The 20,562-nt window shown below is 52.0% G+C and carries 24 protein-coding genes; 16 read left to right on the top strand and 8 right to left on the bottom strand.

Annotation, left to right across the window (positions count from 1 at the left end; genetic code table 11):
• Positions 1–16: 16 nt before the first annotated feature.
• Positions 17–838 carry a metallophosphoesterase gene (locus NST23_RS05030; protein ID WP_122966157.1) on the top strand — a complete coding sequence of 274 codons (822 nt, stop codon included), beginning with the start codon at positions 17–19 and terminating at the stop codon, positions 836–838.
• On the opposite strand, the gene NST23_RS05035 is transcribed toward NST23_RS05030, so the two are convergent.
• Together NST23_RS05035 and NST23_RS05040 are read right to left on the bottom strand one after the other, a co-directional pair.
• On the bottom strand, positions 823–1,116 hold the full coding sequence (locus NST23_RS05035) for a hypothetical protein (protein WP_122966156.1): 294 nt from the start codon (positions 1,114–1,116) through the stop codon (positions 823–825). The genes NST23_RS05030 and NST23_RS05035 overlap by 16 nt on opposite strands.
• Before the next feature lie 19 nt (positions 1,117–1,135).
• Positions 1,136–1,969: an N-acetylmuramoyl-L-alanine amidase family protein gene (locus NST23_RS05040; RefSeq protein ID WP_173598642.1), complete on the bottom strand. Its 834-nt coding sequence runs from the start codon at positions 1,967–1,969 to the stop codon at positions 1,136–1,138.
• Positions 1,970–2,121: 152 nt separating this feature from the next.
• Between NST23_RS05040 and NST23_RS05045 the strand changes: the two genes are divergently transcribed.
• On the top strand, positions 2,122–2,352 hold the full coding sequence (locus tag NST23_RS05045; RefSeq protein ID WP_063228765.1) for a YneF family protein: 231 nt from the start codon (positions 2,122–2,124) through the stop codon (positions 2,350–2,352).
• Positions 2,353–2,370: 18 nt separating this feature from the next.
• Positions 2,371–2,556, top strand: a complete 186-nt coding sequence (locus NST23_RS05050; protein ID WP_340963255.1) for a hypothetical protein — start codon at positions 2,371–2,373, stop codon at positions 2,554–2,556.
• A gap of 96 nt (positions 2,557–2,652) precedes the next feature.
• Here NST23_RS05050 and NST23_RS05055 read toward each other — a convergent pair whose 3' ends face one another.
• A complete protein-coding gene (locus tag NST23_RS05055) occupies positions 2,653–3,423 on the bottom strand; it encodes a TSUP family transporter (RefSeq protein ID WP_340963256.1) in 771 nt (256 codons plus the stop codon).
• Between the two features lie 198 nt (positions 3,424–3,621).
• On the opposite strand from NST23_RS05055, the gene NST23_RS05060 reads away from it, so the two are divergent.
• From NST23_RS05060 to NST23_RS05075, 4 genes are all read left to right on the top strand, one after another.
• Positions 3,622–4,230, top strand: coding sequence for a superoxide dismutase (locus NST23_RS05060; protein ID WP_063228762.1), 609 nt, complete (start codon positions 3,622–3,624; stop codon positions 4,228–4,230).
• 878 nt (positions 4,231–5,108) lie between these two features.
• On the top strand, positions 5,109–5,903 hold the full coding sequence (locus NST23_RS05065) for a dioxygenase family protein (RefSeq protein ID WP_340963258.1): 795 nt from the start codon (positions 5,109–5,111) through the stop codon (positions 5,901–5,903).
• Entirely contained in the window at positions 5,903–6,781 is an 879-nt protein-coding gene (locus tag NST23_RS05070; protein WP_122966150.1) for an RNA polymerase sigma-70 factor, read from the top strand. The genes NST23_RS05065 and NST23_RS05070 overlap by 1 nt, the downstream gene beginning before the upstream one ends.
• 82 nt (positions 6,782–6,863) lie before the next feature.
• Positions 6,864–7,310 carry a carboxymuconolactone decarboxylase family protein gene (locus NST23_RS05075; RefSeq protein ID WP_274875355.1) on the top strand — a complete coding sequence of 149 codons (447 nt, stop codon included), beginning with the start codon at positions 6,864–6,866 and terminating at the stop codon, positions 7,308–7,310.
• Between the two features lie 61 nt (positions 7,311–7,371).
• On the opposite strand, the gene NST23_RS05080 is transcribed toward NST23_RS05075, so the two are convergent.
• Both NST23_RS05080 and NST23_RS05085 read right to left on the bottom strand, forming a co-directional pair.
• A complete protein-coding gene (locus NST23_RS05080; RefSeq protein WP_173597080.1) occupies positions 7,372–7,917 on the bottom strand; it encodes a pyridoxamine 5'-phosphate oxidase family protein in 546 nt (181 codons plus the stop codon).
• Between the two features lie 178 nt (positions 7,918–8,095).
• Complete coding sequence (locus NST23_RS05085; RefSeq protein ID WP_122966147.1) at positions 8,096–9,091, bottom strand: metal-dependent hydrolase; 996 nt, start codon at positions 9,089–9,091, stop codon at positions 8,096–8,098.
• 155 nt (positions 9,092–9,246) lie between these two features.
• On the opposite strand from NST23_RS05085, the gene NST23_RS05090 reads away from it, so the two are divergent.
• Both NST23_RS05090 and mutY read left to right on the top strand, forming a co-directional pair.
• Complete coding sequence (locus NST23_RS05090; protein ID WP_122966146.1) at positions 9,247–9,540, top strand: hypothetical protein; 294 nt, start codon at positions 9,247–9,249, stop codon at positions 9,538–9,540.
• A gap of 20 nt (positions 9,541–9,560) precedes the next feature.
• The gene (gene mutY / locus NST23_RS05095; protein WP_122966145.1) at positions 9,561–10,676 is read left to right on the top strand and encodes an A/G-specific adenine glycosylase; all 1,116 of its coding nucleotides are present in this window, start codon (positions 9,561–9,563) and stop codon (positions 10,674–10,676) included.
• A 109-nt stretch (positions 10,677–10,785) separates the two neighbouring features.
• On the opposite strand, the gene NST23_RS05100 is transcribed toward mutY, so the two are convergent.
• Complete coding sequence (locus NST23_RS05100) at positions 10,786–10,944, bottom strand: YrzI family small protein (RefSeq protein ID WP_122966144.1); 159 nt, start codon at positions 10,942–10,944, stop codon at positions 10,786–10,788.
• 136 nt (positions 10,945–11,080) lie between these two features.
• Positions 11,081–11,233: a hypothetical protein gene (locus tag NST23_RS05105; protein WP_167470372.1), complete on the bottom strand. Its 153-nt coding sequence runs from the start codon at positions 11,231–11,233 to the stop codon at positions 11,081–11,083.
• Positions 11,234–11,729: 496 nt separating this feature from the next.
• Here NST23_RS05105 and NST23_RS05110 point away from each other — a divergent pair, with 496 nt between their 5' ends.
• Entirely contained in the window at positions 11,730–13,697 is a 1,968-nt protein-coding gene (locus tag NST23_RS05110) for a methyl-accepting chemotaxis protein (protein ID WP_122966143.1), read from the top strand.
• 82 nt (positions 13,698–13,779) lie between these two features.
• Here NST23_RS05110 and NST23_RS05115 read toward each other — a convergent pair whose 3' ends face one another.
• Positions 13,780–14,004: a hypothetical protein gene (locus NST23_RS05115; protein ID WP_173598639.1), complete on the bottom strand. Its 225-nt coding sequence runs from the start codon at positions 14,002–14,004 to the stop codon at positions 13,780–13,782.
• A 198-nt stretch (positions 14,005–14,202) separates the two neighbouring features.
• On the opposite strand from NST23_RS05115, the gene fabL reads away from it, so the two are divergent.
• From fabL to NST23_RS05145, 6 genes are all read left to right on the top strand, one after another.
• Entirely contained in the window at positions 14,203–14,958 is a 756-nt protein-coding gene (gene fabL / locus NST23_RS05120) for an enoyl-[acyl-carrier-protein] reductase FabL (RefSeq protein WP_063228751.1), read from the top strand.
• A 112-nt stretch (positions 14,959–15,070) separates the two neighbouring features.
• Complete coding sequence (locus tag NST23_RS05125) at positions 15,071–15,484, top strand: GNAT family N-acetyltransferase (protein WP_063228750.1); 414 nt, start codon at positions 15,071–15,073, stop codon at positions 15,482–15,484.
• A 47-nt stretch (positions 15,485–15,531) separates the two neighbouring features.
• Positions 15,532–16,068, top strand: coding sequence for a DUF402 domain-containing protein (locus NST23_RS05130; protein ID WP_005827695.1), 537 nt, complete (start codon positions 15,532–15,534; stop codon positions 16,066–16,068).
• A 137-nt stretch (positions 16,069–16,205) separates the two neighbouring features.
• Positions 16,206–17,990 (top strand): ABC transporter ATP-binding protein, encoded by a 1,785-nt coding sequence (locus NST23_RS05135; RefSeq protein ID WP_280649060.1) that lies wholly within the window; start codon positions 16,206–16,208, stop codon positions 17,988–17,990.
• Positions 17,990–19,210, top strand: coding sequence for an MFS transporter (locus NST23_RS05140; RefSeq protein WP_340963260.1), 1,221 nt, complete (start codon positions 17,990–17,992; stop codon positions 19,208–19,210). Before NST23_RS05135 ends, NST23_RS05140 begins: the two co-directional genes overlap by 1 nt.
• A 115-nt stretch (positions 19,211–19,325) precedes the next feature.
• Entirely contained in the window at positions 19,326–20,552 is a 1,227-nt protein-coding gene (locus NST23_RS05145) for an MFS transporter (RefSeq protein WP_340963262.1), read from the top strand.
• Positions 20,553–20,562 lie beyond the last annotated feature (10 nt).

A 20,562-nucleotide genomic window follows, 5' to 3' on the forward strand; every position in this document is an offset into this window, starting at 1 on the left:
AAGGAGGGAACGCGCTATGAGGCATAAACCTCAGACACGCTCCAAGGTGCTTTCGGCCGACAACGGCGTGGATATCATCGGAGACGTTCACGGCTGTTACGACGAGTTTATGGAGCTGATCCAGCGGCTCGGGTACGAGCAAAGCAAAGACGGTGCCTACCGACATCCAAAGGGCCGAAAGCTCCTTTCCCTCGGAGACATAACAAGCCGCGGACCGCATTCGATCAGGATGTTGCAATTTTTCCACCTCCACGTCACGGCTGGGCTGGCAGAGATGGTAGACAGCAATCACGGCTGGAAGATCGCCCGCTGGCTGGATGGCAGGCCGGTTACCTTGGCGCACGGCGACGAAAAAGTGGAAGAGGAGCTGAAGCTTTATCAGCATGAATTTGGGCCGAAAAAAGCTTCTTTGCTGCGGGAGCAAAGTCGGCGGCTGCTTTTTTCCTCGCCGTCGCACATGATGATCCGCCGTCATGACAAGCTGGCTGCTGTAGCTGTTCACGCCGGGATCAGGGATGACTATATTGGCATGGAATCTCCTGCGGTGCATACGTTTTGCCGATACGGCGATGTGGCCGGGACTGGGCCTGATGGCCGCCCTATTCGCAGAGAGTGGGCAAAAGAACGCAGAGTCTCAAGTCCGACGATCGTCTGGGGACACGATCCGCACCCGGAACCGAAACGCAAAAACGGCACAATCAATATCGACCAGGGCTGCGTTTTCGGCGGAATGCTGACCGCCTATCGCTTCCCGGAGGACGATGTCTTGAGTGTGCCGGCGAGAAAAAATTATTCAGGTCTGTCGGATACGCCGCTGACGCGTTATACGGCAGATTGAGAATCGTTTTTCTTGTTTTTGCTGTTGCTTACTTGCTCGATCGTGTTTTTGGCGGAAGAGTGAATGCCTACACTGGCCAAGCCCGCTGTTACGCCTTCCATTAGCGCTGTTTTCCAGTCAAATCCGGGATAGTACAGCCATTGATTGGCCATGTACAGCCCGACAATCAAGACAACGGCTACCCAACTGCGCAGCTTTTTCGGGATGCGAAGCACATCGGACAAGGTAGCGGTTCCGGCCAGGGCAAAGGCGATGATTAAACCGAGATCGAAGCCCACGGGGCACTACCTCCAAATCTTATTTTTTCAATTGCTCATACAGGCGCTTCAATATGATGGCCTCGGCCCAAAGCGGCAAAGGCTTGTCAGCTTGATTGCGCCAGTCTTCGTTGGTCAACAAGCCTTGGTCAAACATCCAGTCGATCCCTTCCTGTTTCCAGTCGGGCACTGTTCCTCCACCTCCATCTCCGGGATTGGGGGAAGCGGTAGGCGCAGGCGTCGGGGTGGGAGTAGGCGCAGGTGTGGGCGTCGGCGTCGGTGTTGGCGCGGGAGTAGGTGTAGGAGTAGGAGCTACTGGAGGGCGGTAGGGCAGTTTGGCATATTCGCAAAAAGCGCGGACAACCCCCTCGGCGAGTTTTTTCCAGTCCTTGGCGAGCGTATCTGCGTCCAGTGGATTGTCTGCAAAGCCGTACTCAATAATGACCGTCTCCACGCTGCCTGTTTCCCTGTGCATGTAGTAGTAGTCGCGGTTCGGGTTGTTGGGGAGCGTACGGGTGAAAATCCGGCGGTTCGGCATTCCCTCTGCTTCAAGCTCTTCCTGGATCATGCGGGGAAATACGGCTGACCCATAAATCGAGTAAATGACTTCAGAGCCTCTGCCGCCCCCTGCATTGATATGGTTGGAGATGCAGTAACGGGCGCCGCTGTTTCGCACCAGGGCAGTCCGTGCATCGCTTGAAAGCGTAGTATCGCTGGTCCGCGTCATCGCGACCGGAATGTTCAGTTCCTTGAAGCGGTTGAACTGGTACAAGGAAATTTGCAAGGTCATATTCTTTTCAAGAAACTGCGCATTGTTTCCGCCGCCAGGATCGACTCCCCCGTGCCCGGCGTCCACAATCAGGATAGGAGCCATTTATGCATCACCTCTTGTTCTTAGAATATGCTTGGAAAGGCCGACATGGCTTGGGGCAGTCTCATCATTTTCGCGCGTTGCAATGTACAGAAAGCCCATCTATGGTACAATGAAAGAGTTCTTAATTACGTATAGAGGATGGTAATGTATTGATGGCTTGGTACAACTGGGTAATCCCGATCGTTACATTGTTACTCGGCCTCGTGGGCGGTTTTGCCGGAGGCACTTATTATTTGAAAAAACAGATGTCCAACATGCAGATGGACGACAAACAGCTGCAAGCCATGGCCCGTTCTATGGGAATGAATCTCAACCAAAAACAGCTGAAGCAAATGAGCCGCACGATGAAAAATATGAAAATGCCAAATAAATTCGGGAAGTAGTGCGAAGGGGGTGTCGTTATGGGACCGACCCGTCTACGCTACACGATGATCGGTTTTATTGTGGGTGTATTGATCGTGTATTTGAAAGATCTGCCTATGGGGGAAGGGACCCGATTAGCAGCCCCTTTTTATGGAGCGGGCATAGGTCTTCTCATCGACGGCATCATATTGCGCATGAAGCAACGAAAAGGAAAAGACGAGTAGGGGGAGCTTGGCTTTGGCCAGGCTTTTTATTTTGGCGCTTCGTAAAAAAGACCAGTCGGATCACCTGTGCGATCATCCGGCTGGTCGTCTTTGTTGTTAGGGGGTAAAAATCAGCTCGTAAATCATTTTCGTAATCAAGGTGATCGAGACGATCAAAAACAGCGGGCGGACGTAGCGAACGCCGGTTTTGATGGCGACTTTCGCACCGATGCTGGCACCGAGCAGCATCGCAATCCCCATGACCAGACCTGTCAGGAAAATGACCTTGCCTTCTATGAGGAAAACAAACAGGGCAGAGAGGTTGCTTGCCAAATTCAAAATCCGGCCGTTTCCTGCCGCAATTACGAAGTCATAACCGAACAGAAGCACCATCAGAAAAACAAAAAAAGAGCCTGTTCCCGGGCCGAAGAAACCGTCGTAGAAACCGATCAAAAAAGTGAAGGGAATGCCGAGTCCAAGCGTAAACTTGGTCATCCCTTTATAGTTGGAGTCTTGGCCGAACCGTTTGTTGAACAAAGTGTAGACGAAAATTAGCGCCATCATGACGATGACCAATACTTTCAACATTTCCTGGGGAACGAACAACACCGTCTTGGCTCCGAAAAAGGCACCGACGAGCGAGACGGGGAAGAGAATGAGCATCAGCTTCTTGTCGTATTTTCCCGAGCGGATAAAAGTGAATGAGCTGGTGGCCGAGGAAATCGTGCCGGCGAGCTTGTTCGTGCCGAGCGCGAGATAGGGAGGCATGCCCAGACCGAGCAGAGCGGGCAAGGAAATCAATCCGCCGCCGCCAACTGTACTGTCGATGAAGGCTGCGACGAATCCGAAGAAAGCGAGAAACACTACCGTTAATAAGTCCAGTTCCATTCATGATCACCTGATTCTCTAAGTATGTATGCAATAAAACAAGTCTAGCACTCTCTTTTTTGAATGCAAGCTGGAAATCTCTGAAAATGGCTGATAGATTAATATACTTTGCATACTGATTTGTTGTAAAAGTGGTTGTCTTGTAGTATAATAAGCTCGTAGCTTGAACCATACATATTTTTGAGGAGGAATGTTATAATGGCACATCAACTTCCAGCATTGCCTTATGCACATGACGCACTGGAGCCTCATATCGACGCGCAAACCATGGAAATCCACCACGGACGCCACCATGCTACTTACGTTAACAACCTGAATGCAGCTTTGGAAGCTCATGCAGACTTGCAAGAAAAAAGCGTGGAAGAGCTGATCAGCAACCTGGACGCTCTGCCTGAATCCATCCGCACAGCTGTACGCAACAATGGCGGTGGACATGCTAACCACACTCTTTTCTGGGAAATCCTGAGCCCGAACGGCGGCGGCGCACCAACTGGTGAACTGGCTGACGCAATCAACGCGGCTTTCGGCAGCTTCGACAACTTCAAAGCTGAATTTGCAAAAGCAGCAACTACTCGCTTCGGTTCCGGCTGGGCTTGGCTGACTGCTGAAGGCGGCAAAGTGGCGATCTCTTCCACTCCTAACCAAGACAGCCCGATCATGGAAGGCAAAACACCTATCCTCGGCCTGGACGTATGGGAGCATGCTTACTACCTGCGCTACCAAAACAAACGCCCTGACTACATCGGCGCGTTCTGGAACGTAGTGAACTGGGATGAAGTAAGCAAGCGTTTTGCTGCTGCGAAGTAAGCTTGTTTTTTTGCAATGATAAAAGCTTGTTGCTCGATTGTGGGCGGCAAGCTTTTTATTTTGGGTTCCGTCTCCGCCTCGGTAGGAGTCCCAAAGCCCTTTCGCTTGTTTCTCCTGTTTCCTCGGCCAACGGTAAGCTTTGGTCGGATATTGTTTTTTGGAGGTTGCTCAAGGGCGGAAAATCCAGGGCAGGAAGTGAGCAAGCTTTCCCCGAACTGGTGGCATGAAGCAACCGTCTTCAAGAAGAATCTTAATCATTGTTTCTATGTCTTTTTTTGAAACCCTCCATCACCCCTTAACCAGCCTCGCCACGCCTGAAGTACCGATGAAGCAAACTGCAAATCGCTACCCAAGCCAACTTTTATGTATTCAGCCTTTAGCATTTTCTTTAAAACTCGCGCCGACCACAACCAGCCGCTGACGAGGAAAGAGACGAAATCCGCGAAAGCTCTTTGGGATACCGACCGAGGTCCCGAGGAAAAAGCGAAACACGATTTTAAGCGTCAACGTGCGTCCGCTTCCCTGAGTCCTCTGCTTTTGACGCGGTTTCGCTTTTTCCCCGGAGCCGTGCAGTGGAAGCCTACAGGGGGTATCCCAAGAAGCTACAGCGATTCGTCACTTTCCTCGCCACGCCTAAAGTATCGATGAAGCAGACTACAAAGCATCACTCCGAGCAAGCTTTTATCATGCAAAGAAAAAGTGTAAGCTGTCCATAACACGAGCCAATTCAAGCCATCTGCCCCGAACGGCTGCAGAATCGCAGAATCAAGTAAGCAAGAAAACTTATTTTCCGCAAAGGATAGCCATGAGAACAAATATCAGTTATAATACTTACTAAAAGTAACCTTATTTAAAAACTATAGAGGAGAGTGTTTCTCATGATGCCATCCTTTTTCGTTGCACATGGCGCTCCGCTGCTTGCTATCGAAAACAATTCCTATACACAAGCCATGCATCAGATTTCCAGCCTGCTTCCGCGCCGTCCGTGCGCTATCGTCATGTTCTCTGCGCACTGGGAAGCATTTGACCAGATGGTCGGCACGATGGAGACATTCCCGACGATCCACGATTTCGGCGGGTTTCCGCAAGAACTGTACGAAATTCAATATCCGGCAAAAGGCGACCAACAGATTGCCGATGAGACGGTTCAATTGCTGCGTGATGCAGGCGTGCCTGTCACGGTAAATACGACACGAGGCCTGGATCATGGGCATTGGGTAGTTTTGCGCCATATTTTCCCGGACGCAGATATCCCAGTAGTTGCCCTGTCCGTCAATCCGAATCTGACTGTTGCGCAGCAATACATGATCGGCAAAGCGCTCAGCCCGCTGCGGGAAAAAGACGTCCTGATTATTGGCTCGGGTGGAACCGTTCATAACTTTTCATACATCGACATGCGTGAAACGCAAGGACGCGCTTTCGAGTGGGCCTTGGAGTTTGAAGAATGGCTGCATCAGTCCTTGAGCGGATGGAAAGTGGACGATTTGGCCCGCTATCGCGAGCTTGCGCCGCACGCGGAAAAAGCGATTCCTGCCTATGGCAGCGAACATTTTGTGCCGCTCCTTTACGTGATGGGAGCAGCAGATGACGAGCGCACCGCCAAGCGACTGCACATGAGTTTTCGTTACGGCAGCCTGAGCCATACGATTTGGCAGTTTGGTGAAGCCAAATAATGAGCGTGGGGATCGCAGAAGTTTATCTCCAATACAAAGGATTGCTGTTTACCCTCGCCTACCAGATGACAGGCTCTGTCGCGGAGGCCGAGGACATTGTCCAGGAGACGTTTGTTGCGCTTGCGGGCGTTGACATCAACGATATTCAACACGTCAAAAGCTATTTGTGCAAAGCCGTGACAAACCGTTGCCTGGACACGTTGAAATCAGCGCGCTGGAAACGCGAACAGTACGTAGGAGAATGGCTGCCCGAACCGCTGTTTGACGACGGCGGCGAGAATGACCCGTTGCGAACCGTGATCGCGCAGGAACACGTATCCTACAGCTTGCTTGTTTTGCTCGATCGGCTATCCCCGGCGGAGCGGGCCGTCTACGTGCTGCGCGCAGCCCTCGACTTTGAGTACCGAACGATCGCTGACCTGCTGGAAAAAACAGAGGCGAGCTGCCGCAAGCTGTACAGCCGCGCACAGCAAAGGCTGAAAGAGCCAGGCCTGCAAGTCACAGCAGTACCCGCCCCAGCCAAAAAGCTGATTGAACAGCTGATGCATGCGATTTCCAAAGCAGACGCGAGTGCATTGGTACAGCTTTTGACACAGGATGCCGTGCTTGTCAGCGACGGGGGCGGAAAAGCCAGGGCTGCGCTGCGCCCGATTTTCACCAATCGCCGCGTGGCCTCGTTCTGGAAAGGTGTCTGGCCGCGCTGGGCGGATCATTCGCACATGGAGATTCGCTCCATCAACGGCCAGGATGGCATCGTCGTCATTTCCGAAGGCCAAGTGAAAATGACGCTTCAAATCAGCCTGAATCAAGCGGAAGACCGGATCGAGCGACTGTTTATGGTCGTCAATCCGGACAAATTGGCGCATTTGCAAAAGTAATTTTTCCAATCGGTCACAAAACCGGAAAGCCACTCGTCTTTGAGGTTGAAAGATCACATTCGAGTGGAGAGGAAAGATGAACATGCAAACAAGATTCAACTATCGCCAGGCAAACCCGCAAGCGTACCAAGCCATGCTGCAACTGGAAAAATTCGTGAACGAAAGCGGCCTCGACAAAAAGCTGATCGAGTTGATCAAAATTCGTGCGTCGCAAATAAACGGATGCGCCTTTTGCATGGATATGCATACGCAAGACGCGCGCAAACTCGGCGAGACAGAGCAACGCATTTATTTGCTCAGCGTTTGGCGCGAGTCCGCTGTTTATACGGATGCCGAGCGTGCGGCTCTCGCCTTGACCGAGGCAGTGACGCTGATTACGAAAGACGGCGTTCCCGACGCCCTTTACCAGCAAGTAAGAGAGCATTTTGACGAGAATCAGTACACGTCGCTGATCATGGCGATCAACACGATCAACAGCTGGAACCGCATCGCCATCTCGACAGGCATGTTTGCCCCGTACAACCGCTAAATACGTTGCGGACAGACGAAAGAAAACGACACGTTCCCAAGGAAGGGGCGTGTCGTTTTTGTTACACATCCATTTCTACTTTTCTACCCGGATAAAATTGGTTTTCTTCCGAGCCTGGATTGCCTTTGGCCGTGAGCGTGTCCGGGGTGATGCGAAAAATAGCGGTTACGCTGCCCATGGACGAGCGATACTTCAGCACGTGCTGCAAAGGCAGCGGGTCGGAAAAGTAGCCTGGCACGTATTTGTCGATCATCGCTTGCATCGCATCGCGCATTTCAGCCGGCTCCTGCACGCGCTCGATCGTACCCGACAAAAACACGCTCATATAAGCGGTATCAATATGCGCCGGAACAGGCGAAGCGATCGTGCCGTGCTCTTCGCAAACGCTGAAACAGACGCGGTTGTTTTCGTTGATCATCTCGATCTTTCGCCCAGAGTCTGCGCCGTGAAAGTAAATACAGCCGTTCCACCAGACAAAATTGAGCGGAATGATATACGGCTCGCGCTCGTTGGACATTCCGAGGTGGCCGACTTTTGCTGTGTGCAAAAACGAAGCGATCTGCTCCTGATCAGTAATGGTGCGTTTGGAATAGCGGATAGGTATCATTGGTAATCCCCCAGTCAGACAGTTCTGTTTTTCGATGTAGCCTGATCGTAGTCGGTTTTTGACTTGGAAAAAAGGTGCAGTTTAGGCTTAATCGAGCAGGTCAGATTCAGATATAAAAAAACCGCTCCATTCTCAAGAGCGGTTTTGATTCAGTATTCAGTTGCTGTGCGATGGGCGATTATCCCAGCTGTCGCTTGGAATCGAGTTTCTTGGCAAGCTGCTCTTCCCCGCGGTGAATCCAGCCGACGAAAGAATCGCGGATGTTCAGTTGAGGATCGAGATGGACAACGGCGACGAACATGTAGTGGCTTTTCCCTTGGAAGCGGGAGCGATAGCGCAAGTCGATCCATTTGACTTCATAGCCGAAGGGCTGTTCCTTTGTTTCCACGTGGACGTGGTGGGTGAAGGCGAGGAACGATTGCACCTTGGAATCTTGTTTGGCAGCGGCAACGACTTCGCTCTCGGGTTTGATGGCAAATGTGTCCAAAATACTGACATCGCCGGAGTTCACCTCGCCTACATACCAGTGCTGCTCCGTTTTGGCAACAAAAGTCCAGAATGTCCAGGACAGGGTAGGAATGATCGTGTACATGCCCGGCTTGCCGATTCGCGCGCGAACTTGCTCTGTCGTCCGCTTTTGCACCTGGCAGCGCCAATAGTAGTAGCCCGCAATCACCAGGTAAATCAGCAAAAAGGATCGGCCAGGGTGCGCGCCCGCTGCCCAGAGCATGAAGCCGACGAGATGAGCGGCAAAAATGAACGGATCAAAAATGAAAATGGCGTTCAGGGCAACCCACTTATCGCGAAACGGATACAAACCCTTTGTGCCATAGGAATTGAACAAGTCGACAAAAACGTGCAGGCAGACGGCCAAAAAGATCCAGCCCAGCAAATGGAGCCAGGAGGCTTGCGGCATCAGGGCCTGTATGAGAACAAAAATGGCTCCCGACCAGAGAAACAGGGCAGGTACAGAGTGGGAAACGCCTCGATGATTGCGAATGTAGGCCGCAGTGCCGCGAAGGCGAACCAACCCATCCAGATCAGGTGCTTGCGAGCCGATGACCGTACCGATCATCACGGCGGCTGCAAGCGATGGAGAAGAAGCTACGACAGGATCGAGGTAGGCGAGCCCGGCCAATCCGAAGCCCATGGCAAAGTGAGTGGCTGTATCCATGGAATCGTTGTCTTCCTCCTTTTCTTCCAGGCTGTTGTTATGTTTATTATAGCGTGAGAGATGACATAATTCCCCCCTCTGCTGAAAAAAATTGTGAGCTTGTTCCCGCTTTTGCAAAAAGGGTATGATGAATAGATCAAGGAGGGACAAGTCGTATGTTAACTGTCTTTATCGAATACAAGCTGCAACCGGAAAAACGGGAGCAGGCTTTGCGACTGCTTGCATCCATGGCTTCGCGGCTTGCAGCATGGGGAGCACGCGAATATCGCTCCTTCGAGGGGCTTGACCAGCCGGGATTGTTTGTGGAAACTTTTGACGTTTCCACTGTACACGAATATGAACAAATCAAAGCACACCGTTTGGCGGATCAGCAGTTTTGCGACTGTATAACGGGCGGAGCGGCCAAGCTGCACGTCTGGGCGTTTCGCCCCGCCGAGTATCCAAAATAAAAGGAGCAGACAAGAAAGACATGGCAAGAAAAAAAGACAACAGCTTGCAGTACACTCTTCCCGAAGAGTTTCATGTGTTCGGTTTCGCCCAGGATTTGTTGGCCTGGTACGACTCGCAAAAGCGGGATTTGCCGTGGCGGATCAACCGTGACCCGTATCGTGTCTGGGTGTCGGAAATCATGCTTCAGCAGACGCGGGTAGAAACCGTTAAACCTTATTATGCGAATTTCATGGAGAAATTTCCGACGGTGTCGGATTTGGCAAATGCACCAGAAGAAGAAGTGCTCAAAGCGTGGGAAGGACTTGGCTATTACTCCCGCGCTCGCAATTTGCAGGCTGCTGCTCGCGAGGTAACCGTTCGCTATGGCGGCGTCGTGCCTGACACGCCTGAAGAGATCGCCACGCTGAAAGGCGTGGGGCCGTATACAGCGGGTGCGATTTTAAGCATTGCCTACGGAAAGCCGGAGCCGGCTGTCGACGGAAACGTCATGCGCGTCTTTTCCCGCTTGCTGTACCTGTCGGATGATATTGCCAAGCCCGCCACCCGGATCAAGATTGAGCATCTCGTGCGCCAAGTCATTCCGGAAGGGCGCGCAGGTGATTTCACCCAGGCTTTGATGGAGCTGGGCGCGATGGTCTGTGTGCCGCGCTCGCCGCAATGCTTGACCTGTCCTGTGTTCGATTACTGCATGGCCCGCAAGGAAGGGGTACAGGAGGAACTGCCGATCAAAGGGAAGGCAAAACCTCCGCGCCCTGTCGATTTGCAGGTGGCAATCGTGGTTCGCGATGGCAAGGTGCTGATTAACAAACGGCCGGAGCAAGGGCTGCTGGCTGGCCTGTGGGAGTTTCCCATGGTGGAGACGGAGCAGCAAAAAGACAGTGCCAAAGCAGAGGCGCTCGCCAGCGGAATCAGCGAACGATTCGGAATCGATATCGAAGTGCTGGAACCGCTCGGTGCCGTGCAGCACATCTTTTCGCATTTGCAGTGGAATATGCAGGTTTGGTCCTGTGACTGGATTGACGGAGACAAGCTGCCCGCTCATGCCAGGTTTGCGGCCTGGAGTGAGCTGGACACGTACACGTTTCCGATGGCCCATCACAAAATCAGGGAATTGCTCGGACAAAAAAGCAAGTAGGACAGGAAGCCAAAAAGCTGTCGAGATAAACTCGGCAGCTTTTTTCATTCGGACGACCATGCAAGTATGTCATGGCCGTCTCGTTATTTTCATGGACTGTCGTTGTCGATTATCTGTACAGAAATTCCGGAAACTGCATTGCGATCTGATGTTTCCGTTGTTCCCACTCAGCGATTGCTTGTTGTTGCAAATATTGCGCCTCGCGCTGTTCTGGGGTCAATTTCCGCTTCTCGATAATAATCGTGAAGAAAATCATTGGAATGTGCATGAAAATCCACCTCCCATCCCTGATAAATCGTGCAGTTAGTCGCCATCTATCGCTTTGACTCCTGTAAATCTCATCATCTGACGTCTTTGTTTATTTTTCATTGAAATCCCTCCTGGTTTGGAATGCGAAGACGAAATTAGATGCGGCTAACGTGTTGGGCTGCTTCAAAGGCGTGAGCCTCAGCGCGTTCTTCCAAATAACGCGTGCGTGCATAGGCAGCCAGGCGTTGTTCTGGTTGAACGTGATTGCGTTCGATCTTGATGGTGAAAAACAAGAAATTCAGTACCATACCAAATCACCTCCTCTCATTGGTAAAAATTGGATGTTTGTCGCCAAGAAAAAGACCACGGGCTGATGCCTGCGGTCTTTTGGGCGCACGAAGAAAAGGAAAGACCACAAGCTACTACGCCCATGGTCTGGTAATTGACGAAAGAGAATGTTGAAGATACGAATACATCTACAATTCGTCGGACCAGGAGGCGCTTCTATATGCAGTTTTTGCAACGATAAGACGATCAGCGAAATCATATGCAAAATCCCATACATTCATCATCATGTTGCATCCTCCTTCCTTCGAGTAGTAGTGGTGTAAAACGTAACCTTAGAATATGGCATTTTTTTCTTGCTGTAAAGCACTTTTTACCTAAATTCTAAAGAAAGTTAATTCTGAAAATAATAAAATATAATAAAAAATAAAGTCGCGGGCGATTTTTGGTTTAAAATGCTTGCTATAATGGGTAAGTATATCTGACAACGAGACTATGCGAAAAGGTGTGGAAATGCAGATGAAAATGCCAAGATTGACTGTCAGAGCCAAGCTGATTGCTTCGTTCTCCCTTATTTTGATTATACCTGTACTCGCTCTTGGTCTGCTTTCGTACCAGAGCGCAAAGGATCGTCTTGAAGAGCAACTGCTGACGACAGCATCGGAAAATGTGCGCTTGGTGGACGAGCTGATTGACCGTACAATGGAAGCCCAATCCAGAGACCTGCAATTCATCGTGTCCGATTTGACAAAAGCTGACCTGGTGGATCAGGCGAGAGACGAACTGCATAAGAAGCTGCAAACTTTCCTCAAGCTGCACCCGGATATTGGGGAAGCGTACGTCGGAGATGAAACAGGGAACATGCTGACAGCGACTGGCGCCAAGCTTCCCGACGGCTATGATCCGCGCCAGCGTCCGTGGTATCAAGCAGCGATGAAGACGCCTGACAAATCGATTATTACCGACCCGTATATCGACGCATTTACGGGCAATGTGATCGTGGGTGTAGCCAAAGCTTTGCCTGACCGCTCCGGCGTGCTCGGGATCGATATTCAGCTCACCGCCCTGAACGAAACGGTGAAGCAGGCGAAAATCGGAACGAATGGCTATATGACCATCCTCGATGCCAACCACAAGCTGTTGATCCATCCGACAGGAACACCTGGCTCAGACATGACAGCGCCTTGGATTGGCGATCTGTACGCCAAAGCGGCAGGGACGTTTGACTTCACAGATGAGAACAAGGAAGCCAAAGCAGCTTTTGTCACCAATGATCAATCGGGATGGAAGCTGATGGGCGTGATGTACAGGACGGAAGCAGCGGATGCGGCCAGCCCGATTTTTTACCGGACAATGCTGGTAATTGCGATCACGATTGTGATTGGGGCAGGGCTTGTGTTTGGCATTTTGCGCTCCTTGCTTCGCCCGTTGCAACAACTGACAGCAGCCGCGAAAAAAATGAGCGAGGGAGACGTCACCCAGCAGGTGGAAGTGAAAAGCGACGACGAGTTGGGCGTTTTGGCCAAAACGTTCAACCATATGGCGGAATCGCTTCGCTCTCTCTTGTTCTCTGTGAATGATTCCGTTCAGCAGCTCGCAGCCTCCGCAGAGGAGCTGTCGGCAAGCGCTGACCAGACGAGCAAGGCGACAGAGCAGATTGCCACGACGATGCAGGATATGGCGACGGGAACAGAACAGCAAGTATCGCATACACAAAAAAGCACCGATGCAGTCGGGCAGATGTCGCAGCGAATCGCCCAGATTGCCAGCTATACGCATGAGGTGTCCGACACAGCCAAAGAGACAGCAAGCATCGCAGCAGAAGGCAATCGCTCCGTACAGTCGGCGGTTCAGCAAATGAACGCTTCCAACGAGTCGATTCTCAGCCTGGCAAAAGTGGTGGACAGCCTGGGGGTACGCTCGCAGGAAATCGGCAAAATCGTAGATGTCATTACGGCGATTGCCAACCAGACCAATTTGCTCGCGCTGAATGCAGCCATCGAAGCCGCACGCGCCGGAGAGTCTGGTCGCGGATTCGCTGTCGTCGCTGACGAAGTAAGAAAGCTGGCTGAGCAGTCATCTGCTTCGGCGGAGCAAATCAGCCATCTGATCAAAGCGATCCAGCAAGAGACCGACCATGCCGTCGATGTGATGGAGCAGAGCAAACGCGAAGTAACCGAAGGAATCGGCAAAGTGAATGAGGCCGGGAAGTCATTTGAACAAATCCAGTCTGCGGTGGAAGATGTGGCGGACAAAATCGAACAAGTCTCGCAAGCGTCGCACGATATATCCGAACAGACGCAACTGGTGGTCGAATTGATCAATCATATTTCTGATGTCACGATGCAAGCTTCCGATGGGACGCAAAGCGTTTCCGCAGCAGCCGAGGAACAACTGGCTTCGATGGAAGAGATCGCTTCTTCCGCGATGTCGTTGGAGCGGTTGGCAGAAGATTTGCAAGATCAGATTGGCAAATTCAAGATATAGGGAAAAAGCCTGGCGCAGGAGTGATTCGCTCTCTTGCCGCCGGGCTTTTTGCTATTGCCCGTTCCTTTTCAAGCATCAAACATCAATCGTAAATCGGTTTGGAGGCGTGATCCCAGGCACCGCTGTCGCCGCCTACTGGCCCGCGTGATTCCAATTCGCGGATGACCTTCACATGCAGGGAAGCCCCTTCTGCGCTCAAGTATGCGGCGAGCTGGGAAAAGGTATCGTGAAAGTACAAAAGCTCGTTGATTTCCCACTGGGAAAGCGGGACCATCGTCAATTCGGACAGGTCGCGTCCTATGTACATCGTTTGATTCCTCCCTTGATCTTATGCCTGCCCTCTGTTTTTGCGCGTGTTTAGTATGGCTTTTTCAGCGAGGAATGAGTCAGACGAGATTTTGGCTTCCGGTAGCAAAAGCGGAAGGGGAGTTGTATAATGAAAAATGTGATTTTGATTGATTAGTACCTGCTATTAATAGTTGGTGAGTAGGAGGCATTTCTGATTATGAATACAAAAAAAGTAGCATTGGTTACCGGCGGAACGCGCGGTATCGGAAAAGCAATTGCATTGCAACTGGCTGAGCAAGGGTACGACCTGGTTTTGAACTACTTGCGCAACCGGACTGCTGCGAGAGAAGCGGCAGCTGAGCTGGAAGCAAAAGGAGCGCGCGTGCACCTGGTGAAAGCCAATGTTGGCGACGTGGCAAAAATCAAGGAACTGTTCGCAGAGATTGACCAGGAATTTGGCCGTCTCGATGTGTTTATCAACAATGCAGCTTCCGGAGTTTTGCGCCCGCTGATGGAGCTGGAAGAAAGCCATTGGGACTGGACGATGGAAATTAACAGTAAAGCCTTGTTGTTCTGCGCGCAAGAAGCGGCAAAACTAATGATCAAGGGTGGCAACGGCGGAAAGATCGTCAGCCTGTCCAGCCTCGGCTCGATTCGCGTTTTGGACAACTATACGGCAGTCGGCGTGTCCAAAGCAGCTGTAGAAGCGATTACGCGCTATTTGGCAGTGGAGCTTGCTCCGCATAACATCGTAGTCAACGCAGTATCTGGCGGCGCTGTGGATACAGATGCGCTCAAACACTTCCCGAACCGCGAAGAACTGCTGGGCAGCTCCGCAGAACGCACGCCGGCAGGCCGGATTGTCGAGCCGGAAGATCTGGCGAATGCCGTGATGTTCCTCGTTTCCGACAAGGCTTGGATGGTGCGCGGACAAACCTTGATCGTTGATGGCGGTATCTCTCTTTTGACCTAGTTGATTTTTAGGAGCGGTGACAAGGAGTTGGCGACTTTGACGTCTCACTACACAAGACAAAGTTGTCCATGTGTTGTACAATAGAGGAAGAAGGTTACGAAGGAGGCAACGTATGCTGATTCGTCCGTTTCGACTCGGTGACTATTCGGCTATCACAAGTATCTGGCAACAGACGGGCTTGGACCAATCGGACACGGTGTCGTTGAACGATTTGGCCCAACAGTTGGCATGGGACAGCGATTTGGTTATGGTTGCGGAAAAAGACGGCAAAGTTGTTGGGGTCGTGGTCGGCACGATCGACGGAGCACGAGCCTATTTTTACCGGCTGGCTGTTCTTCCCGAGATGCAAGGTTCCGGTATCGGCCGCGAACTCGTGGCTGCCATCGAAAAGCGCTTCAAACAGCGAGGCGTCAATAACGTCCTGATCATGGTCAATCAGGCAAATCCGGAGATCCTTCCGTTTTACCTTTCGCTTGGCTACGAAGTACAAAAATTTGTTACACTTTCCAAAAAGCTCTCTTCCTAAAGGAGGCTTGTCCCCATTCAAAAGAGAAGAGAAGAAAGGGGAGAGTCATGTCACCAACTCCGGGCTCCAATATCCGCATTGAAAGTTATAAACATGATCATTCGCTGCACCGCATTTGGGACAAATCCACGTTGATTCATACCAGTGATGCGGTGGTGATTGGGGGAAACGATCGGGTCAAGGTGACAGAAGCAGACGGGCGGGAGTGGCGTACGCGTGAACCGGCCATTTGCACATTTGGTCGGGGCCAATGGTTCAATACCATTGCCATGATTCGCGACGACGGCATTTACTATTATTGCAACATTGGTTCGCCCTTCAGCATGAAGGGACAGCTGCTCAGCTACATAGACTATGATCTCGATGTAAAGGTGTTTCCCGACATGACGTATTCGATTCTCGATGAAGAGGAGTTTCTGTTGCACAGCAAACAGATGAACTACCCTCCGTTTGTCGTGGAAAAGGTACAGACTGCGTTGCGAGAGGTACTGGATTGGGTAAGCGCGCGCCGCGGCCCTTTTCAGAACGGCTTCGTGCAACGCTGGTACGAGCGGTATCTTTTAGTGCGAGACGATGAGGAATAATCCCTTTCCCGTTATTCGGGGGAGGGATTTCCTTGTAGTGTCAGAAAGTTGGAAATGGCGAAGAAGATCGTACCAATTTGGCTGTGCCTGAACATATCGGGTACAGCCAAGTTTGCTATGGGAAGGAGGTATGCTGGTTGAGCATACGCCGCTATTTGGCATATGTCATGCCCTATTGGAAACAAATTTTGGGCACTATATTGATAGGTATCATCAAATTTTCCATTCCGCTTGCCTTGCCGCTCCTGATCAAATACGTCATTGACGACCTGCTCCCCAGCTCGATGCCCCGCGAGGATAAGCTGACACAATTGTTTTGGCTGATGCTTGGGACGTTCTTGATGTTTACGGTCGTACGGGCGCCTGTCGAGTATATCCGCCAATATTTCGCGCAGTGGGTGTCCAGCCGCATTTTGTTTGATATCCGCAACCAGCTGTACGCCCATTTGCAGCGGTTGTCGATGCGTTACTACAACAACACGAAGACGGGCGAGGTCATTTCCCGGGTTATTAACGACGTGGAATCGACGAAAAGCTTCGTGGAAACAGGCTTGATGAACTTGTGGCTCGATCTGATTACGATCGTACTGACGCTTTTGATCATGTTTTCCATGGATGTGGAGCTGACATTTGTAGCGATCGTCGTTTTTCCGCTGTACAGTCTCTCTGTCAAATTTTTTTACAAAAAACTGAGACAGCTGACGCGGGAACGCTCTGCCGCTTTGGCGCGGCTCCAGGGGTATTTGTATGAACGAGTGAACGGGATGGCGCTGATCCGCAGCTTTGCTCTGGAAAGTCACGAAAGCAAAGGCTTCGCGAAGGAAAACAACCAGTTTTTGGACAAAGCGCTGGAGCATACCCGCTGGAATGCCCGGACGGTTTCTGTCGTCAATACCGTCACGGATATCGCGCCGTTGCTCGTGATCGCCTATGCAGGCTACCAGGTGATCGGCGGAAGCATGAGCGTAGGGACACTGGTGGCTTTTTACGCGTATTTGGAACGCTTGTATACCCCGTTGCGGCGCTTGGTCAACTCCAGCACGGTGCTGACGCAAGCGATTGCCTCGATGGACAGGATGTTCGAGTTCATGGATGAATCGTACGATATTGAGGATAGTCCAAACGCTCGCGAGCTGCCTGTTGATCCGGCGACGGGACGCATTCGCGGAGAAATTCGCTTTGAGCATGTATCGTTTCGTTACCGGGAAGAAGGGCCGCTTGTTTTGCGCGACGTCAATCTGACGATTCAACCTGGCGAGACGGTCGCCATCGTCGGAATGTCCGGTGGCGGGAAATCGTCTTTGATCAGCCTTTTGCCGCGCTTCTGGGACGTGACGGAAGGGCGGATTACCATCGATGGAGTCGATGTCCGCGACTTGAAGCAGCAAAATTTGCGCTATCATATCGGACTGGTGCAGCAAGACAACATTTTGTTTAGCGAATCGGCAAAAGCCAATATTTTGATGGGGAATCCGGAAGCGGATGAACATATGGTTCAGGAAGCTGCCCGCGCCGCCAATGCCCACGATTTTATCAGCGAGCTGCCAGAAGGATACGATACAGAGCTGGGCGAGCGGGGCGTGAAGCTGTCGGGAGGACAAAAGCAGCGGGTCGCTATCGCCCGGGTGTTTTTGCGCGATCCGGGAATATTGATTTTGGATGAAGCGACCTCTGCTCTCGATCTGGAGTCGGAGCATATGATCCAGGAATCGTTGAATCGCCTGACCAGAGGGCGCACGACGCTCATTGTGGCGCATCGCCTGTCCACGATCACCCATGCAGACAAAATCATCGTCATGCGCGAGGGACAAATTGTGGAACAGGGCAAGCATGAGGAGTTGCTGGAACAAAAAGGCGTGTACTATGGCCTGTGGAGCGTCCAGGATTTGGGGATTGATCGAGGGGGAATGGAGGGAATCTGATGGAAATATGGCGCCGCAATCTATACGTGTTATGCGGATCGCTGTTTGGCGTCATGGTGGCGATGAGTATGATCATGCCTTTTTTGCCGCTGTACATTCAGCAAGATTTCGGAATTGACGATCCGCATCAGGTGACAGCATGGGCGGGAATTATTTTCGGGGCCAATTTTTTGACCGCCGGACTCGTTTCTCCCATTTGGGGGAACCTGGCTGACAAGCACGGACGCAAGATCATGATTTTGCGATCCGGCTACTTCATGTCGATCACGGTAGCGCTGACAGGCTTTGCAGGCAGTCTGTGGCAACTGTTGGCGCTGCGGCTGATCAACGGACTGGTGGGAGGAATCATCCCGGCCAGTACGGCGCTGGTTGCCTCTTCCGTGCCGAAAGAGCGCATCGGCTGGGCGCAAGGGCTTTTGCAATCGTTTATCACGGCAGGGACGATTATGGGACCGCTTTTTGGCGGAGTGCTGGCGAATCAAATCGGCTTTCGCATGATCTTTCTGATTACAGGCAGTCTGCTGTTGCTGGCGACTTTGGTCATTACGTTTACGGTAAAAGAGAGCTTCGTTCCACCTGAAAAAAAAGACCGGTCCAGCCTGAAGGAAGATTTTCAAATGATCTTTTCGTCCAAAGAGCTGCCGGCGCTCTTTTTTGTAACCGTGATGATCCAGTTTGCCTTGTTCAGCATCGTGCCTGTATTGCCGATCTACATATCGCAGCTGGTCCAATCAGAAGGAGCAAAAGTCGCGCTGTGGGCCGGAATCGTCCAGGCGGCGATGGGGATTGCCAATGTGTTTGCTTCTCCGCAGCTCGGGCGCTTGGGTGATCGCTTTGGCTCGCAAAAGGTGCTGCTGTTCGCCTTGCTTGGAGCAGCGATCCTGTTTATTCCGCAGGGGCTTGTCTGGACCGTGTGGCAACTGGTCGTGCTAAGGTTTTTGCTCGGTTTGTCGCTGGGAGGCTTGCTCCCGTCAGTCAATGCGCTTTTGCGGCGGGCCACGCCATCCCATATGGTCAGTCGCGTCTACGGTTACAACAACAGCTTCGTCAGCATCGGAAGCATGCTCGGGCCGATGATCGGCGGTTTTATGGCTGGCTACGTAAGCATCAACGGCGTGTTTTTTATGACGAGTGCTTTTTTGTTCATCAATGCAGGCTGGGTGTACTACAGCTTTTTCCGCAACAAAACTGTACAATCTACAGATTCTGGAATAGACTAAAACATATTGGATGAAAAGAGGTGCACCTCCATTGTGATGATCGGTCGGCAGGAATAATCGCATATTCCGTCAGGGCGATGGAAATATGTCCTGAACCGACAGGAGGTTGTGCATCGTGTGGCATAGACGTTTTCTATTCCTCTGGGCGGGTCAGACATTGGCCAATCTGGGGGATGTTTTTTATATTGTGGCGTTCATTTCGGTCATTTACGCCGTATCCGGTTCTGTCATGTACACGGCGTTTGTTCCGGTGGTCATTTTGTCGGCGCAATCGGTCAGCGGCTTGACAGCGCCGTTGCTTTTTCGCAGACTGTCGCTTCCGTCCATGCTGGTGCTGTCGCAAGCGCTGAAGACGTGCTTGCTCGCGGCAGCGGCTGTGCTTGTCGACAGGACAGCAGGCACCAACGGTCAGGCGATCTGGCTGCTGTTCGGATTGGGCGGGCTGATTGCCTTTATGGATGGCTGGGCCAATCCCGCACGCAATGCGTTGGTGCCGCAGCTTGTGGAACGCGAGCAGCTGATCAGGGCGAACGGCTTGCTTGCGACTTCCGATCAGACGGTTCATTTTGCCGGTTGGGCAGCGGGTGGACTGCTCGTGGCGTTCCTCGGAGCAAGTGCGGTTTTGTGGGGAACGGTAGCGGCTTATGTGTTGGCATCTTTGGCAATGCTCGCGGTCAAGCCGGAAAAAGCTGATCCAGACATGACGGTTGTCGAGCAGTCGCAGGAAAATTGGCTGACAGGCTGGAAAGCGATTCGCGATGTGCCGCTCTTGCGGCAGCTCGTCGCACTGGATGTCGTCATGGGCGTCTCGGGAGCGGTCTGGATTGCGGCTATTTTGTTGCCGTACGTGCTGGAAGCGTTGGGCCGAGGAGAAGAGTGGTGGGGCTACATCAATGCAGGCTACCTGCTCGGCTCCATTTTGGGGGGCACGCTGCTGCTGAAGTACGCGGACAAGATGAATCGCCAGCTGTATCGCTGGCTGCTGGCAGGTGTTGGCGGGGCTGCTGCGATGACCTTGCTGTTTGGCAGTACGACGTATCCGCTGGCTGCCTTGCTCTTTTCCTTTGCGCTGGGGCCGTTTTTGGAGATAGCCCTGGTGAGCAAGCAGACAATTTTGCAGCAGGAGACGGAGACGCCGATGCTGCCGTACGTTCTGTCAGCAAAAGGGACCATCGATGCGCTGGTGTTTGGACTTTCCTCGCTGTTGATGGGGGCGCTGGCGCAGTGGCTTGGCCCGAGAGCGGTTTATTTGCTCTCCGCAGTGCTTTTGGCAGGCGCGGCCTTTTTCGTTTGGCGTTTGCGGCAAAAGCAACTAGCAAGTGCGCGCAAGCAAACTGTCTAAAACATGTAAC

The sequence above is a fragment of the Brevibacillus sp. FSL K6-0770 genome (genome assembly GCF_038000275.1).
Lineage (GTDB): Bacteria > Bacillota > Bacilli > Brevibacillales > Brevibacillaceae > Brevibacillus > Brevibacillus parabrevis.

Bases quoted from the DNA above. Each gene is read 5' to 3' on its own strand.
- mutY (WP_122966145.1), top strand. From the start codon at position 9,561: ATGGCAAGAAAAAAAGACAACAGCTTGCAGTACACTCTTCCCGAAGAG.
- NST23_RS05115 (WP_173598639.1), bottom strand. From the start codon at position 14,004: ATGTACATAGGACGCGACCTGTCCGAATTGACGATGGTCCCGCTTTCC.
- NST23_RS05100 (WP_122966144.1), bottom strand. From the start codon at position 10,944: ATGCACATTCCAATGATTTTCTTCACGATTATTATCGAGAAGCGGAAA.
- NST23_RS05105 (WP_167470372.1), bottom strand. From the start codon at position 11,233: ATGGTACTGAATTTCTTGTTTTTCACCATCAAGATCGAACGCAATCAC.
- NST23_RS05050 (WP_340963255.1), top strand. From the start codon at position 2,371: ATGGGACCGACCCGTCTACGCTACACGATGATCGGTTTTATTGTGGGT.
- NST23_RS05070 (WP_122966150.1), top strand. From the start codon at position 5,903: ATGAGCGTGGGGATCGCAGAAGTTTATCTCCAATACAAAGGATTGCTG.
- NST23_RS05075 (WP_274875355.1), top strand. From the start codon at position 6,864: ATGCAAACAAGATTCAACTATCGCCAGGCAAACCCGCAAGCGTACCAA.
- NST23_RS05125 (WP_063228750.1), top strand. From the start codon at position 15,071: ATGCTGATTCGTCCGTTTCGACTCGGTGACTATTCGGCTATCACAAGT.
- NST23_RS05055 (WP_340963256.1), bottom strand. From the start codon at position 3,423: ATGGAACTGGACTTATTAACGGTAGTGTTTCTCGCTTTCTTCGGATTC.
- NST23_RS05060 (WP_063228762.1), top strand. From the start codon at position 3,622: ATGGCACATCAACTTCCAGCATTGCCTTATGCACATGACGCACTGGAG.
- NST23_RS05080 (WP_173597080.1), bottom strand. From the start codon at position 7,917: ATGATACCTATCCGCTATTCCAAACGCACCATTACTGATCAGGAGCAG.
- NST23_RS05065 (WP_340963258.1), top strand. From the start codon at position 5,109: ATGATGCCATCCTTTTTCGTTGCACATGGCGCTCCGCTGCTTGCTATC.
- NST23_RS05090 (WP_122966146.1), top strand. From the start codon at position 9,247: ATGTTAACTGTCTTTATCGAATACAAGCTGCAACCGGAAAAACGGGAG.
- NST23_RS05140 (WP_340963260.1), top strand. From the start codon at position 17,990: ATGGAAATATGGCGCCGCAATCTATACGTGTTATGCGGATCGCTGTTT.
- NST23_RS05085 (WP_122966147.1), bottom strand. From the start codon at position 9,091: ATGGATACAGCCACTCACTTTGCCATGGGCTTCGGATTGGCCGGGCTC.
- NST23_RS05040 (WP_173598642.1), bottom strand. From the start codon at position 1,969: ATGGCTCCTATCCTGATTGTGGACGCCGGGCACGGGGGAGTCGATCCT.
- NST23_RS05030 (WP_122966157.1), top strand. From the start codon at position 17: ATGAGGCATAAACCTCAGACACGCTCCAAGGTGCTTTCGGCCGACAAC.
- NST23_RS05130 (WP_005827695.1), top strand. From the start codon at position 15,532: ATGTCACCAACTCCGGGCTCCAATATCCGCATTGAAAGTTATAAACAT.
- fabL (WP_063228751.1), top strand. From the start codon at position 14,203: ATGAATACAAAAAAAGTAGCATTGGTTACCGGCGGAACGCGCGGTATC.
- NST23_RS05045 (WP_063228765.1), top strand. From the start codon at position 2,122: ATGGCTTGGTACAACTGGGTAATCCCGATCGTTACATTGTTACTCGGC.
- NST23_RS05110 (WP_122966143.1), top strand. From the start codon at position 11,730: ATGAAAATGCCAAGATTGACTGTCAGAGCCAAGCTGATTGCTTCGTTC.